18 protein-coding genes are annotated in these 14377 nt (G+C 33.8%); 16 read left to right on the plus strand and 2 right to left on the minus strand.

What is annotated here, in order from left to right:
- Positions 1-21: 21 nt before the first annotated feature.
- From BFA01S_RS10190 to BFA01S_RS10220, 8 genes are all read left to right on the plus strand, one after another.
- Positions 22-1779, plus strand: a complete 1758-nt coding sequence (locus BFA01S_RS10190; RefSeq protein WP_066229412.1) for an ABC transporter ATP-binding protein — start codon at positions 22-24, stop codon at positions 1777-1779.
- A 175-nt stretch (positions 1780-1954) separates the two neighbouring features.
- Positions 1955-3274, plus strand: a complete 1320-nt coding sequence (locus tag BFA01S_RS10195; protein ID WP_066229414.1) for a sensor histidine kinase — start codon at positions 1955-1957, stop codon at positions 3272-3274.
- 34 nt (positions 3275-3308) lie between these two features.
- Positions 3309-4052 (plus strand): LytR/AlgR family response regulator transcription factor, encoded by a 744-nt coding sequence (locus tag BFA01S_RS10200; protein WP_066229416.1) that lies wholly within the window; start codon positions 3309-3311, stop codon positions 4050-4052.
- 343 nt (positions 4053-4395) lie between these two features.
- On the plus strand, positions 4396-5373 hold the full coding sequence (locus tag BFA01S_RS10205) for a ring-cleaving dioxygenase (protein WP_066229417.1): 978 nt from the start codon (positions 4396-4398) through the stop codon (positions 5371-5373).
- Positions 5374-5583: 210 nt separating this feature from the next.
- Positions 5584-5739, plus strand: coding sequence for a DUF1540 domain-containing protein (locus tag BFA01S_RS21895; protein WP_082799951.1), 156 nt, complete (start codon positions 5584-5586; stop codon positions 5737-5739).
- A 159-nt stretch (positions 5740-5898) separates the two neighbouring features.
- Positions 5899-6528: a hypothetical protein gene (locus BFA01S_RS10210; protein ID WP_066229419.1), complete on the plus strand. Its 630-nt coding sequence runs from the start codon at positions 5899-5901 to the stop codon at positions 6526-6528.
- Between the two features lie 103 nt (positions 6529-6631).
- Positions 6632-7144, plus strand: coding sequence for a hypothetical protein (locus BFA01S_RS10215; protein WP_066229423.1), 513 nt, complete (start codon positions 6632-6634; stop codon positions 7142-7144).
- 123 nt (positions 7145-7267) lie between these two features.
- Positions 7268-8191, plus strand: coding sequence for a glycine-rich domain-containing protein (locus tag BFA01S_RS10220; protein WP_066229426.1), 924 nt, complete (start codon positions 7268-7270; stop codon positions 8189-8191).
- Positions 8192-8235: 44 nt separating this feature from the next.
- Here BFA01S_RS10220 and BFA01S_RS10225 read toward each other — a convergent pair whose 3' ends face one another.
- Entirely contained in the window at positions 8236-8880 is a 645-nt protein-coding gene (locus tag BFA01S_RS10225; protein WP_066229430.1) for a GGDEF domain-containing protein, read from the minus strand.
- Between the two features lie 154 nt (positions 8881-9034).
- Between BFA01S_RS10225 and BFA01S_RS10230 the strand changes: the two genes are divergently transcribed.
- From BFA01S_RS10230 to BFA01S_RS10260, 7 genes are all read left to right on the plus strand, one after another.
- Entirely contained in the window at positions 9035-9850 is an 816-nt protein-coding gene (locus tag BFA01S_RS10230) for an STAS domain-containing protein (RefSeq protein ID WP_066229433.1), read from the plus strand.
- A gap of 118 nt (positions 9851-9968) precedes the next feature.
- Positions 9969-10487, plus strand: a complete 519-nt coding sequence (locus BFA01S_RS10235; RefSeq protein WP_066229436.1) for a general stress protein — start codon at positions 9969-9971, stop codon at positions 10485-10487.
- Positions 10484-10873 (plus strand): DUF5071 domain-containing protein, encoded by a 390-nt coding sequence (locus tag BFA01S_RS10240; RefSeq protein ID WP_066229439.1) that lies wholly within the window; start codon positions 10484-10486, stop codon positions 10871-10873. The genes BFA01S_RS10235 and BFA01S_RS10240 overlap by 4 nt, the downstream gene beginning before the upstream one ends.
- 5 nt (positions 10874-10878) lie before the next feature.
- Positions 10879-11148, plus strand: a complete 270-nt coding sequence (locus tag BFA01S_RS10245; protein ID WP_066229445.1) for a hypothetical protein — start codon at positions 10879-10881, stop codon at positions 11146-11148.
- 114 nt (positions 11149-11262) lie between these two features.
- Positions 11263-11916, plus strand: coding sequence for a hypothetical protein (locus BFA01S_RS10250; RefSeq protein ID WP_066229447.1), 654 nt, complete (start codon positions 11263-11265; stop codon positions 11914-11916).
- A gap of 256 nt (positions 11917-12172) precedes the next feature.
- Positions 12173-12697 carry a DUF2179 domain-containing protein gene (locus tag BFA01S_RS10255; protein WP_066229450.1) on the plus strand — a complete coding sequence of 175 codons (525 nt, stop codon included), beginning with the start codon at positions 12173-12175 and terminating at the stop codon, positions 12695-12697.
- A gap of 20 nt (positions 12698-12717) precedes the next feature.
- On the plus strand, positions 12718-13050 hold the full coding sequence (locus BFA01S_RS10260; RefSeq protein WP_066229454.1) for a hypothetical protein: 333 nt from the start codon (positions 12718-12720) through the stop codon (positions 13048-13050).
- A 48-nt stretch (positions 13051-13098) separates the two neighbouring features.
- On the opposite strand, the gene BFA01S_RS10265 is transcribed toward BFA01S_RS10260, so the two are convergent.
- Positions 13099-13761 (minus strand): GIY-YIG nuclease family protein, encoded by a 663-nt coding sequence (locus BFA01S_RS10265; protein ID WP_235843009.1) that lies wholly within the window; start codon positions 13759-13761, stop codon positions 13099-13101.
- 286 nt (positions 13762-14047) lie between these two features.
- Here BFA01S_RS10265 and BFA01S_RS10270 point away from each other — a divergent pair, with 286 nt between their 5' ends.
- A complete protein-coding gene (locus BFA01S_RS10270; RefSeq protein ID WP_066229460.1) occupies positions 14048-14242 on the plus strand; it encodes a hypothetical protein in 195 nt (64 codons plus the stop codon).
- Positions 14243-14377 lie beyond the last annotated feature (135 nt).

Genomic DNA, 14377 nt, shown 5'->3' on the forward strand with positions numbered 1-14377 from the left:
ATTTTAATAGGAGGGAACTGCATGCCTGAAGCTAGGAAACACGGATGGAAAGAGTTTTTTCAGCTTATATTCAAATCGAAATTACCATGGGGTTACTATATTTTAGGTCTCGTTGCAATGATTGTTTCAACGACGATTGCATTAGGACTGCCGCTCGTTGCACAGCAAATAATGGAGGGACAGATATTTGATAATAAACTGATTATGTCCTATGTCGGGTGGTCGATAGTATCAGCAATTATTGTAAGTACTTCCGCTTTCTTTTTTGCTATTACCGCACCGAAGACATTGCGCAGTATTCAAAAAACAATTTGGACAAAATTTATTAAAATACCAATGTCCGTTTTCATCAAAAAGCCGTCATTACAGCTGATCACAAGAGTAACATCTGATGGAAAGTTTATAGATGGTGTCATATCTCAGTTCAAAACAGTTATAAATTCAACTTATGGCTTTATAGGATCTCTTCTTATTATGTATGGGATGAATGCAAAGCTGACATTGGCACTGCTCCCAGTTATCCCTTATATGTTAATTGTGTCAGCTGTTGTCGGACATTTTACGCAAAAAACACAGAATGGCGTACAAACAAAATACTCTGGGCTTAACGCTTATTTTGCTGAAAGACTTCCAAAAATCCGTTTAATCAAAGCGTTTGGAAAGGAAAAGAAGGAGTCAGAGCTTGGGGACCAAATGATTCAGCAGCAGTATACAGCAGATCGAAAAAGAGCATTCGTTGATCTTTATGCCGAACCGCTCATGCAAAGCGTTCATGCTATTATTCTTGGGATTATACTTATTTACGGAGGGATTTTAGCGAATAAAGGGGAAATAAAAGTAAGTGAAGTAGTGGCATTCTATATGTATATTGGTTTTACTTATAGTAATGTACTTCAGTATGGTTTATTCTGGCAAGGTATAAAGGCGGCAAAAGGAGCTTCTGAAAGAATTTCCGCTATTTTGGATTCGAAAAGTGAATTGGTCAAACGCGAGGAAAGTTTTGTTTCAGCACTTAATCAATCGAATGGTGATATAAAGCTGCAAAATGTTACCTTCAGCTATGAAGATAAAAATGTGCTTAAAAATATTGATTTTACAATTCCAAATGGAAAATTAACTGCAATTGTCGGACCAAGCGGCGGTGGGAAAACGACTATTTTTAATTTACTAGAGCGCTTTTACGAGCCGAATGTCGGGCATATTTTACTTGGAGACAGATCGATTGAGAAAATACATTTAAATGAATGGCGGGCATCATTTTCCTATGTTTCTCAAAGCAGTCAGCTTTTATCAGGCACAATTAGAGAAAATATAACATATGGAGTAGATTATGATGTGACTGATGAAGAAGTAAGATATGCGGCGGAAATGGCTGATGCACTTGATTTTATAGAAGAGTTTCCAGATGGATTTAACACAGAAGTTGGAGAATTCGGCTCCAAACTTTCCGGAGGACAGCGCCAGAGGATTGCCATCGCACGGGCATTTATAAAAAATCCTCAATATTTACTGCTTGATGAAGCTACATCTAATATCGATGCCCGTTCAGAACATGCGATAAAAGAAGCGCTGAAAAAATTGATGAAAGGGCGCACAACAATTGTTATTGCTCACGATATTAATACAGTGAAAGAGGCTGATCAGATAGTAGTGATCGATGCAGGAAAAGTGAGTGGAATCGGCCAGCATAGTGAACTGTATAAAAAGAACAGCTTATACCGTAATTTAGTAGAAATCCAATTTGAAAAAAATCAAAAATTAGTGAGTGCTCTGAGCTGATTAAGAAGGATAGTTTAGTTATTATGTGTACCGGAGATTTATATCGGTATGCATTTTTTTATTAAATAATAATCTATTATTTTAAGATGATTGAAGGGGTGGTACGCATCATGTATAATATATAAAAATGATGAATTGTTCATTTAAAAGATTCATATATAATAAGGGTGATGAGATGGGGTGGAATCTTTTCGCTTCACATTATTCGATCATCATATGGATAATCGAAATTAATACAGCTTTGTTGCTTGGTTTTTCCTTAGCCGGGGTTGAATTAGCTAAGGTTTTTAAAAAGGTTCTATATTTGAGTATTTTTATAGGTTTTATAAGTTATGTTAGTTATGTAATTATTGATTCATATCTTTTATTTTTCGGTATTTTTTTAGTTATAATTCCTAGTATTCTCATTCGTTTAAATATTTCATTTTTCCAAACTGTTACAGCTATTCTTCTTGCGTTAACATTTGATTTAATTTTCATTCGGTTAATTGAACATAATTTTTTCGATATTCTGTTAATAAGCAGCAAGATAAATATTGATTTCGGCATTCAGTTCTCTTTAGATATTTTTCTTGCTTTAAATAATATATTAATAGCATTAATTATTTATAATAAAGCCCCAGTCTTATTTCCAGAATCATTGTTTGAAAAGCAAGTGAATGATTTAGATATCTCCTATCATTTTTATCTTTATTTTCTTGTCTTTCTATTAATTATTTTAAATATTGGACTGTATTTTATTGCTGCCCAGCTGTCGTTTATACAAATGGAATTTAGGATTTTTTTAACAATTTGGAGTATTATTATTTGTCTGTCCCTGCTCTTTTTCTTAAGAGCCGTTATTTTGTACAAAAACGAAAAAATGCAGTTTCTTCTAGATAAACAATACCAGAAAGATTTACTCTCTTTTTATAATATTATCCGCTCACAGCGCCATGATTTTAATCTTCATTTAAATACAATTTACGGATTAGTTCATAATGGCAAGTACGCCTCTTGTAAAGAATATGTGGATTATATGGTGAATGAAGCGAGATCAATTAATGACCTGTTGCCACTTGGTCATCCTGCCGTAGGGGCAATGTTAAGCACATTTCAAGAGTTAGCTTCACAAAAAAGAATCCAGCTGGATTTTTATATTTACAATGATTTAAGAACGATGCCATGTTCTGTTTATGAAATGAATAAAATATTAGGGAATCTGATTCAAAACGCAATGGAAGAAACAGAAGGAAATCAGTTTATCGATTCTGTCATTGAAGTGAATATTACGAATGAAAAAGGATACATAGTACTAACTGTTTCAAATCCAACAAATTTGGATGAAAATTTCTTAAAAGATATTTTTCAAATCGGCTATACAACTAAATCTACGCATGAAGGATTGGGATTACCGACTGTTCAAAAAATCGTGATGAAATATAAAGGGATTATTTATCCTCAAATGGAAAAAGGGCATATAAGCTTCATTGTCCGGATACCGGTAACTGATTAATAATGCAAAATAAGCGAGCAGGTGGTGGATAGCCTTGAGTATAAAAGTGTTACTAGTGGATGATGATCAAAGTTGTATTGATACTTTAAAGATGAATTTATCCTCATTTTCCTTTATAAACATTGTCGGTGAATGCAATAGTGCGGAAGCGGCAATCAGGTTTTTAAGAGAAAATGAAGCTGACTTACTCTTTTTAGATATTGAAATGGATGGAATTAGCGGTTTGGAATTTGCAAAGCATCTTCAAACTGCATACCCGCAAATTTTAATTATTTTCGTAACAGGGCATCCGGGCTTTGCGATTGAAGGATATGAAGCACATCCAATTGATTTTTTAACGAAACCTATTAATATATTGCGATTGGAAAAATCATTAACCAGAGTGAGGGAAGTGATGTCTTCTAGAATTGCAGCAAAAGGGAAGAAGATAGGAATAAAAATCGCCGGCGGAATTCAAATTATTAATGTTAATGACATTTTATATATCGAGAAGCAAGGGAGAAAAATCTCAGTTGTCTGCCATAATAATGAAATTTTTCATTCGAACGAAACGATGCAGAATCTTGAAGCAGTTTTTTCCGATTTCGGCTTCTTTCGCTCCCACCAGTCATTTTTAGTCCCGGTTCAAAAAATTAAAGCAATTTATCCTGACTCTTTTACGAGATCCTATTCTATTCAATTAACAAACGATGAAAAAATTCTTCCTCTTAGCAGGAATAAATACAATGAATTAAAAGATCTCATTGAAAAACAAACGAAAGTGATATCATTTTTTTGATTCTTTTTCTTTATGGTTTAGATGTAAGTATTCTAATAAAAAAGAGACTTGTACCGTAGAATATAAACAATATAGCATTAGGAAAAGCTTTGAGAGAGCGTGTTGCTCAGCTAAAGAAACGAATGGTGCAATAGAGTTACAGCCTTTGTTAAGTAAAAGCAAAGGCTGTTTTATTTTCTAATAAGTGAAAAGATCATTATTGACAGCTAATTGGATCGGTGGTATATTTATCTCGAAATAAAGATATTTTAATTAAAAGTAAAATGATTGATAGAAAAAGAGTAATCTATTCAGAGTAAAGGGAAAAGTATAATATAGAATATTTTATATTAGGAGGAATACAATGGATCAGTTAAAAGGAATACATCATGTAACAGCTATTACGAGCAGTGCGGAGGAAAATTATAAATTTTTTACTTATGTGTTAGGAATGCGTTTAGTAAAGAAGACTGTCAATCAGGATGATATCCAAACATATCATTTATTCTTCGCGGATGATAAAGGCAGCCCGGGTACAGATATGACATTTTTTGATTTTCCTAATATTCCAAAGGGAGTGCATGGCACGAATGAAATTTCAAAGACATCTTTCCGTGTGCCAAGTGATAAAGCACTTGATTATTGGGTAAACCGCTTCGATCGTTTAGAAGTAAAGCATACAGGAATACAGGAGCAGTTCGGCAAAAAGACACTTTCTTTCGTTGATTTTGATGATCAGCAATATCAGTTAATTTCAGATGAACATAATGAAGGTGTTGCTTCTGGTACACCGTGGGAGAAGGGACCAATCCCGATTGAATATGCGATCACTGGTTTAGGACCAATTTTTATCCGTATTGTTGATTTTGATTACTTTAAAGAAATGATGGAAAAAGTGTTATTATTTAAAGAAATTGGACAGGAAGAATCATTCCATTTATTTGAAACAGGAGAAGGCGGAAACGGGGCTCAAGTGATTGCAGAGCATAATACGGATCTTCCTAATGCGAGACAGGGCTTTGGTACTGTTCACCATGTGGCATTCCGTGTAGAAGATCGGAAAGCTTTAGATGCATGGGATAATCAGGTGCAAAGCTTCGGATTCCGTACTTCCGGATATGTAGATCGTTTCTTTTTCAAATCATTATACACAAGAATGGCACCACAAATTTTATTCGAATTTGCAACAGACGGCCCTGGCTTCATGGGTGATGAACCTTATGAAACACTCGGAGAAAAATTATCGCTGCCACCATTTTTAGAACCAAAAAGAGAAGAAATCGAGAAATTGGTGAGACCGATTGATACGGTGAGAAGTACGAGGGAGTTTGTGAAGGAATAATTTATAGAGGAAAGAAATGAAAAAACGCTATATTTTTTAGTTATAGCGTTTTTTTCTATTCTATTACTTAATATTTATTTCCATTAAAAGAGGGGAAAGCAAGATCGCATAAAAGACTTTCACGATGTTTTAATTTTTTCAGACAGGGTATAGAAATAATATCATTCACTTTAAATACCCGAATGATAAAAAAGAGGAGGATTGATATTTATGACTCAACATGTTCTTTGCGAGGTAAGTAACTGTACTTATTGGGGCGATGGAAACAAATGTACTGCAGATACGATTTATGTAGTCAGTCATAAAGGAAGAGAGGCCTCTAAAAGTGAAGAAACGGATTGTAACACATTTGAACCAGAATCTTAATATGATTGGGATAGCCGTTAAAGGCTATCCTTTTTATTTTTATATATGTCAATAATTTTACAAAAATTAAATATTTATTTTCATTTTAAGAAGAAGTACAAAAAATGATGCTCACTTCTTAACTATTTATATAGATGAAATAGAGAAGGGTGAGCTATTTTGAACACAGACGAAGCATTTCATATGTTAAGGGAATCGGGAATAACGGAAGCTGAAAGTATTCAAATTGTCAGACAGTGGCTCCGTGAAGGGAAAATTAAATATGAAGGGGGAAAAGGAGTTAAAAAAGCTAAATATCCTATTAGCCATACAGCTTTAGAACTACTTGACGAATATCGGATGGAGCAGAATAAGACCGAAATTATCAAGCAATTAAAAATAGAAATAAAATTAAAAGATGATCAAATAAAAGGAATTGAGGAGCTTCACAAAAATACAACAGAAATATTAATTCAGCAGCGCGAAGAATTGAACAAGGAAATTGCTATATTAAAAAAAGAGAACACATATTTACATGACGACAGAAACAGATTATCAAAAGAAAATGTTGAACTGCGTAATAAGTTAAATGGAAAATTCTCTAAGGAAAACAGTAAAGCTGTGTTTAATCATTCATTAAATGATTATAAAAGAAAACTGGGTTTATCAAAAATGGTCAGTGAAAAAGAAATACAGGCTGTCTATAAACAATTACTAAAACTGAGTCATCCGGACGGCGGCGGGGATGGAAAGTTATTTCATTATATTAAAACGGATTATGACAGCTTTAAACAGAGTGTGAAAGATTAACGTTCTTAACTGTATTTCAACATATTTTCCAACTGTATTGGGAATTCTAACTTTAACTTTCTTTTATGTGAATGGAAAAAAGAAATATAAAGGAGGAATCCCGTTGAATCATTTTACTAAAACATGGATGATGATTGTTTTCTCATTTATTTTTATAATTGCGTCTGGCTGTAGCACGAACGAAGGACATGACGGTACTGTCGAAAGTGGAGTAACAGAAGAAGCAAAGGAAGACCGGACAAAAGAAATGTATCCATTTCCAAATGATACGCCTGCTGGAGGAACTAGCAAAATAACTTTAAATACTGTTAATAGTACGTCGGAAGATGGAAAAGTACCAATACTGTATGTGTCAAAAGAAGATGCCATTATTCAAATTGGAATGGACCTTGAAAATTTCGATAAAAGCAAGCAATCCTTTGTTTATGTCGATAAAACTTATGTTCGTAAGGAGCAATTTGGAGAATCGGCTCAAACATCTGTAGATTTGGAAGAAGCAATGCTGAAACAGGGAATACATACAGTGTCGGTTGTTCAATTCGATAATGATGATCCGAAAGACGGTTCTGTTACAGCATATGCAGAAGCGGACTATGAAGTTAGAGACGGGAAATGATGATTAATAGAAGACAAGGAGCTATTCTGCCATGCAGGATAGCTTTTTTATTAGAGGGATTTTTTATTTTTAAAAGAATATTTGTAAAGGAGGGGTAGAATTTGTGAAAGGAGAGAAAAAGAAATGTATTATTTTATTGTAATAATATTAATTATTTTTGTATTTATAGGTATTAGTGTCATTGTAAAGGCACCTGGCAATGTGAGAAAAAGAGTTATTCATAACACTGTGGTTCCTAAGATGTTAGGAGTGAAGGAAGAACTTCCTCTTGAAGGGGCTGTCTATTCTTTAGAAAAGGCGATCAGCCAAACATTTTCAGAGAGAATAAAAGCCCGTTTTCTGCAAGATAATCCACATGTGAGTGAAAAAGAGTATGATTTGCTGTTTATGGAATTACAGCGCTTTTTTATTATGTGCTCGCTCTTAAAAAATGTACCTATGTTTAGTGAAGATGTTGATGAAGTATGGCATACGATGATAATGTTTACGAGGGAATATGATGATTTTTCTCATCAGTTTTGCGGGGAGTTTCTTCATCATAGTCCGGCTGATAAAGTAGAGCCGGATCCGCATGGACGAGCTTGGTTTGATCTTGTTTACAGTGAACTTTTTCAAATGACTGACTTTTCTTCAATTGCTTGGGGACGATTTTTTAAAAATCCGCTCGATACGGATTTAATGGAAGAATTACAGGAGAAATCCTCTGAAGAGCTAAAGAAAAAGTATTTCAGGGATAATGCAAATGAAGATCTTGTATTTGCTCTTATTGAAAGGTTGAAAAAGCAAATTGCTTATTCCACTAATAAAGAAAATTTCCCGAATGGATTTAAGCGTGTTAGAAATTATACGGAATCAGCACTTTATTTAACACAGGCAATGATTTTTTATTCTATCTCTGATCCTGAGGATTTTCATTTTCATATGCAGGCATTAGATCCTGCTGATTCGAAATCAAGTTCCTCTGCTGGTGGAAGCTGTTCATCAGGAAGTAATGACAGTTCGTGCGGAAGCAGCTGTGGCAGTGGATGCGGGGGTGGCGGAGACTAAAAAATAAAACAAAAAACATAGATTAGGAACGGTCTTACTGTATCCTAATCTATGTTTTTTGAATTTGATTTAATTGTATACATCCTTCTGTCAGCGATATTAGATAAATCTCCAATGTTTTCACCATCAGCAGGATACATTGCCAAGCCAGCTGATAAGCCAAAGTCACTGTCTATCGTCCAATCTTTATTAATGGACATTACAAATTCATTATTAATTTGTGTGATCATTTTATCAGCAAGTTCTGGCGTTACAGCAGGGATTAAAATCATAAATTCATCTCCGCCCCATCTAATAGCGATATCCGATTTTTCTATGTTTTTTCTGATAGTCTCTGAAAGAAGTTTTAATGCCTTATCTCCGGTTTCATGACCGTATTTATCATTTGTTTGCTTGAAATTGTTAATATCAATCATGAAAACCCCTAATGTCAGTTTATTGCTATCAGCTTTCTTTTTGAGCTTTGAAAAAAATTTGTTTGTGAATCTGCGATTGTAAAGTTCAGTAAGGAAATCCTTTTCAGCATAAAATCGCATTTTATCGTATTGCTTTCCAACGAACCATGCAATAATAGCGGAAATGAGTGTATCAAATGCCTGCTCGTTTAAAGGGTCCTTTGTTACAAAAATTTGAAACAGGGTAAAGGCAACAACAATTAACAATAAAGATAATCTACCTGTATATTTCATTGAACTCTCCTAAAAATTTTCCTATTCTTTCATATTAACACAAGATGGAATAGTTGAAACTATGAAAATAAGATAAGGGCCATAATGACCATGAAACTTCCATTCTTTTAAGTTATAATAAAATAACTCCGTATAGAAAAAGGTGTGAGTATGAATGCAGTCATTTGAAAACTTTTCTAATTATATTAGCGGCAATACAGAGAATCTATCTACAGAAGTAGTGGAAGCTGTCCTTTTCAGGATGAAACTGAATATTCCAGAGTGGGAAAAGGAACAAGCTCTATCTCTATATACAGCGCTTTTTGGTTTTTTTGGGAAATCATTGGTAGATGGAGATGAAAATACAGTTCCAGATGAACTTATTAATTGGAGCAAGCAGAATGCGGCTATGCAAATGACAAATAACGGAAAAATTTCAGAAATCGTTGTACGTTATCCGGTGACTAGAGATGTCCTTACTGAAATATTAACACGTATTAGTATAGAGCTTAAGCTTTCTATAGAAGAGAATGCGTTTATTATTAAAAGAATAAATAATATGCTGGATGTCAGTTTAAATGAAACTGTTTTTGCTTTTGAACGTTTTTCTGATCAATTTAAAGAAGAAACACAAAAAGAGCTGGCGAAATTATCAGCGCCAATCGTTCCTGTTAAAGACGGTATTGTCGTCCTTCCTTTAGTTGGTGATATGAACTGTTACCGGTTAAGCCATATAATAGATCATGTCATTCCGAAAATAGCAGAATTAAATGTTGATCACGTCATTGCTGACTTTTCAGGTATTTTCACCATTAATGAAGAAGTGGCACAACATCTTCATCAAATAGGAAGCACAATTGGTTTAATGGGTATCCATTTTATTACGACAGGCTTGCGCCCCGAATTGGCACAGGCGATTGTTCAGCGCGGAATCAACTATGAAGGCGATTCTTTTGCTACTGTAAAACAGGCGTTAGAAAGTATTAAATAATGATAAGGTCAACAGGATGCTGTTGGCTTTTTTTATGCATTGTTTTAAAATGTAAAATAATAGAATAAAAGTTTGAAAGCTCAGCAATAAAGAGTGCATTATAAGTGAGGTAATTATCTTGAAAGTACATTTAGAAAAAAGATTTCATTATTTATTTACAGGTGAGTCTTTTGCAGTAATTATGTTTATTTTCCTAAGCTTCCTGCTAAATAAGGTTTATCCTTCTTTGAAATTATATTCCCTTTATTCTTTCTGGTGTTCGTTTTTTCTTTTAGAGTTTCTTTTAGTACAGGGGAGTATGTATTGGTATTCAAAATGGAACCGGCTAAGAAAAGAGAATATTTCTGTTACTCCTGTCCAGATTGTTCAGCGGTTAGAAAAATTAAAGAGATGGAACATTTGGCTTATTATAATTATACCCGTCAGTTTTTTTATTGACTTTTTTACATATTATCCCTCACTCCCATCAGGCGGATTGTCCATTGCAGGGTTTATTTATATTTTTGCCATCCTTGAGTATATAAACTACTTCCATATCCAGCTTTCTTATGATAACCCGGCTGATATTCGGTATCTTTTAAAGCATAAAAGGCTGAAACAAGCATGTTTAAGCAAAGATTTTGAGCGGATCAAATGAAGAAATATGAAAGCTATTTGCCGAGGCATAAGCATGATTTCGAAAGGGTAAATGAATTAAAAAGAAGAGAGAGTAAAGAGATTTTACCCCTGCTGCCCTTTCTAATAGAATGGATGCAGGATATGAACTGGCCAATTGCACACGATATTGCCGAGCTTTTATTAACATTCCCGAATGAAATTGTCCCTCTTATAAAAGATATTTTAGCTGAAAAAGATGATATATGGAAGTACTGGTGCTTAGAAGTGTTGATGAAAGAATTGCCGCTCTCTGTCATAAAACAATTTCAAGCAGAATTAATAAGGCTTGCGGAAGAACCTACAGATGGAGAAAAGCTGGAAGAACTTGATGAAACAGCAATGGAGATTTTAAAGCTGTTGAGGTGAGTTGGTTGCTTGATACTATACTGTCAATTGTTGTTGTAATCGCACTTATTATTTCTATCTATTATCATATTAAGAAAAGAAAAGAGACAGGAGTAACCGGGATAAAAAGCAGTTTATCACCTATCTGTTTCTTACTTATTGCGATTACGAATCTTTTTGCTTACTGGTTCCATTTCAGAGGAATAATAAGTTGGGGGCTGACTATTGTTTTCTTAATATTAGGAGCATACTTTACTAAGTATCTTCTGCCGCCTGAGAAAACGGATCGGAGATAATAAATAATAGAAGAAACTGATTAACTGTGATGAATAGATTAATAGTCACAGTTTTTGTTTTAAACAAACATTTTAAATGGAAATGCTTCTGTAAATGTTAAAGGATGTGTGTTGATGAAAGAGTTTTATCATTCTAAAAAGAAGAAAATTCGAGGCTGGAAAAGACATAAGAGAAAGATAGAGAGATGGAAACAAAGTGTAATCGATTTAGATATGGATCATATTCGGGAGTATGAAAGGGATTATGCAAAGCTGTGGATTCATCCCTTTTATGCTTTAGTTCGCAGAAACCCTCCTAATTGGTATAACCGTTTACTATTAGACGAAATGCTGAATGTATACATGAACTGGTATGAAAAAATGACAGGGGGAAATGAAGACTTTTATTTAAAGATCTGGCTATATGAACCAAATTTTATAAACTCGCAAATTGTTTTCTCTTACAGAGATCGTATAAATACTTATGATGAAACGTTTGATAAAAACCTTGTTACAAAGACATTTCCAATTCATAAATATGAATCATTAGCCGATAAATTAACTTTATTTGATTGGGAATCTCATATTGCTGCTGAAATATATTGGGGAAAGGAATTAAAAGAAGATATAGTATTAGAGTCTAGAACAAAAGATGAAGTAAATGAAATAATAAATAAATCTTATAAAGTTGAAAAGGTCAAACTCAGTTATGGAGATGACATTCTTTATAAGGTGAATGTCGGGGATGTTTGGCTGGGAACATTAAAAAAGGGGAATTTTCAACAATAAAGATGTTCCCTTTTACCTAATTATCAGTATTGAAATTTAACAGCATTTGCCTAGTGGTAGTAAATAATAATTTTATAACCAGATATCTTACAAGATTTCCTCTTACAGCGCTTTTCTAAGTTATACTTTGTTAAATATTAAGTGGAAGAACTAGATTTATGATAAAAAGCGAGAACTTTAGGGTAAAGATATACGGAAAAAGGATAAAAGATACTAGAAAATACTCAAATTAGCAGGATGTTTGGAGGAAATGCCTATGGATTTGGATTATCTTGGTTATCTCATTATTTTGTTGGCAAAAGTTGTTGAAGTATCGTTGGCGACAATCCGTACTGTCTTTATTTCAAAAGGAGAGAAAATCTACGCATCACTTATTGGGTTTGTAGAAGTCCTTATTTGGCTGAAAGTCGTAAGCGTCGTTATTATTGGAATTAGCGAAGACCCTTATAAAATGGTTGTATATGCAATCGGATTTGCGATCGGAAACTACTTTGGATTAATTCTTGAAACAAAATTACCGATTGGTTTAATTACGATCCAGGTCATTGTAGAAGAAACCGTCGGACCTGAACTGGCAGAACATTTGCGGAAACAAAAAGTAGCAGTTACAATTTTAAAAGGAGAAGGAAGAGACACAAGTAAAAATATTTTAATTCTTCACTTGAAGAGAAAAATGAAAGATAAAGTGATTCATGATATTAGAGAAAAAGTGGAAAAGGCGCTTATTACTGTATCGGATGTCCGCCTTGTTCACGGGGGATATGGATTACTTAGAAAGTAATAATGGATGGAGAGAATATAATGGAATGTTGCTGTGAGAGCGGGAAAACAAATGATTTAAAAATAGAAGGAGATATAGGTGCAGATCCGTTCTGGTGTAATATATGCTACTGTAATCTTGAGATGGAGCGCTTACCGATTTCAGATGAATTAGCAAAAGAGCTGTCGTCATGGATCGTACAGTACGGAGAATGGATTGATTGGGAAAACGATACATTACTTCCCGGTGCAATACAATTAGAAGAGGAATTTAATCAAGCCGGGGCAGCCTTAGCCGAAAAGGCAAAGCAAGAGCTTGACGGTAAGTATAAAATAACATATTCTCCTGCTAAAAGTGTGGAAATGTATAATTAACAAAGAGAGGTCCTCACGATAAGTGAGGATCTCTCTTTGTTAAGGAGGTCATTTTAATTTCAATACACCTTTTTTAACGAGATTATTTATAGCACCGATATTTTTATATCTAAAATAGCCGCTTAATCTGTTCAAGTCCTTTTGTGTGAGTGATGAATAATCCGATATGAATTTATAGTCTTTTTCAAGCCTCTTTATCAACGATTTGGCATATTCAATCTGTTTTATTGTTAAGGGCATACTATCATCATCGATCTCATAATTGTTAAATCCTACATTATCTTTGATAGATTGATTAATTTTAAATGTGTAGTTTCCTTTTTTAATCCAATTAATATCTTCTTTATTAAGAGCGAACCATTCACCTTCCAAGCGTTTAGCGGAGAAATGGCGATGAAATGAAGCCTCCGTCTGATGATGATTTCCAGTCTTAATAAGATAGACAAGTTTGTGTTCAAAAGGTAATTTAACACCAAAAACATTCATTCTTTTTTCAATATATTTTGTTTTTCCTATTTTGAAACTGCCATTCATATGTTCTTGTACAAAATAAACATAGCCGGGAGCTTTACCTGCCGGCATAGGGGAGTTCAATATATTTTCCAGTTCTGCTTGATTCGGTTCGAAAAGATAGATTTTTTGAGGCTGCATCATAACAGCTGTACTTCCTCTTCCATTAGCAGAGTTTTTAGATAAAATTCTTTGAAACAAACTTTTTAACATCTTCTTACACCGCTTTCTATTAATAATTAAGTAATAGGTAATAATACCTATTGTATAATAAAATTGGCAATAAGAGTATAAAATTTAAAATACTGTAATTGATCAATCGTTTTTTGAAAAAGTAAGAATTAGCATTTTGAATTTTTTGAAATAGGCTATTATAATACAAAAAATGGTATGATGATTGAAGGAATCAGAAGAAAATCAAATTCATGTTTTATATTGAGTTTTGTAGAAAGAAAGTTTTATTTGAATATATAAGGAGAGCGAATAAATGAAAGAATGGTGGCGGGAGAAGAAAGAAAAAAGACAGAAAAACAGGAAGAACAGGAAGAACAGTGATCGTTATACATTTGGGGATTTTCTGCTGGATGTACTGGACTGGGTACCTGAATTAATTCTCCTGCCATTTAGAATCCTTTTTTGGCTGGTTAGAAGGATAGGTAGATTTATATTGGACATTAATTAATTATGAAAGAAAGGGTATCCAAAGAACTGGATGCTTTTTTGCTTAGGGAAGAGTTTTATCCCAGCATTAACGGGCAGTAAGACCCCCATTTCAAAGTTCCAGCAATTCGAGGAAGCGAAGTGGGAGATCTAACTG

The organism is Metabacillus fastidiosus NBRC 101226, from assembly GCF_001591625.1.
GTDB lineage: Bacteria > Bacillota > Bacilli > Bacillales > Bacillaceae > Metabacillus > Metabacillus fastidiosus.

Excerpts from the sequence above, each read along its gene's own strand:
- BFA01S_RS10220 (WP_066229426.1), top strand. The coding sequence starts at position 7,268 with ATGTATTATTTTATTGTAATAATATTAATTATTTTTGTATTTATAGGT.
- BFA01S_RS10270 (WP_066229460.1), top strand. The coding sequence starts at position 14,048 with ATGAAAGAATGGTGGCGGGAGAAGAAAGAAAAAAGACAGAAAAACAGG.
- BFA01S_RS10260 (WP_066229454.1), top strand. The coding sequence starts at position 12,718 with ATGGAATGTTGCTGTGAGAGCGGGAAAACAAATGATTTAAAAATAGAA.
- BFA01S_RS10205 (WP_066229417.1), top strand. The coding sequence starts at position 4,396 with ATGGATCAGTTAAAAGGAATACATCATGTAACAGCTATTACGAGCAGT.
- BFA01S_RS10225 (WP_066229430.1), bottom strand. The coding sequence starts at position 8,880 with ATGAAATATACAGGTAGATTATCTTTATTGTTAATTGTTGTTGCCTTT.
- BFA01S_RS21895 (WP_082799951.1), top strand. The coding sequence starts at position 5,584 with ATGACTCAACATGTTCTTTGCGAGGTAAGTAACTGTACTTATTGGGGC.
- BFA01S_RS10240 (WP_066229439.1), top strand. The coding sequence starts at position 10,484 with ATGAAGAAATATGAAAGCTATTTGCCGAGGCATAAGCATGATTTCGAA.
- BFA01S_RS10250 (WP_066229447.1), top strand. The coding sequence starts at position 11,263 with ATGAAAGAGTTTTATCATTCTAAAAAGAAGAAAATTCGAGGCTGGAAA.
- BFA01S_RS10255 (WP_066229450.1), top strand. The coding sequence starts at position 12,173 with ATGGATTTGGATTATCTTGGTTATCTCATTATTTTGTTGGCAAAAGTT.
- BFA01S_RS10230 (WP_066229433.1), top strand. The coding sequence starts at position 9,035 with ATGCAGTCATTTGAAAACTTTTCTAATTATATTAGCGGCAATACAGAG.
- BFA01S_RS10195 (WP_066229414.1), top strand. The coding sequence starts at position 1,955 with ATGGGGTGGAATCTTTTCGCTTCACATTATTCGATCATCATATGGATA.
- BFA01S_RS10190 (WP_066229412.1), top strand. The coding sequence starts at position 22 with ATGCCTGAAGCTAGGAAACACGGATGGAAAGAGTTTTTTCAGCTTATA.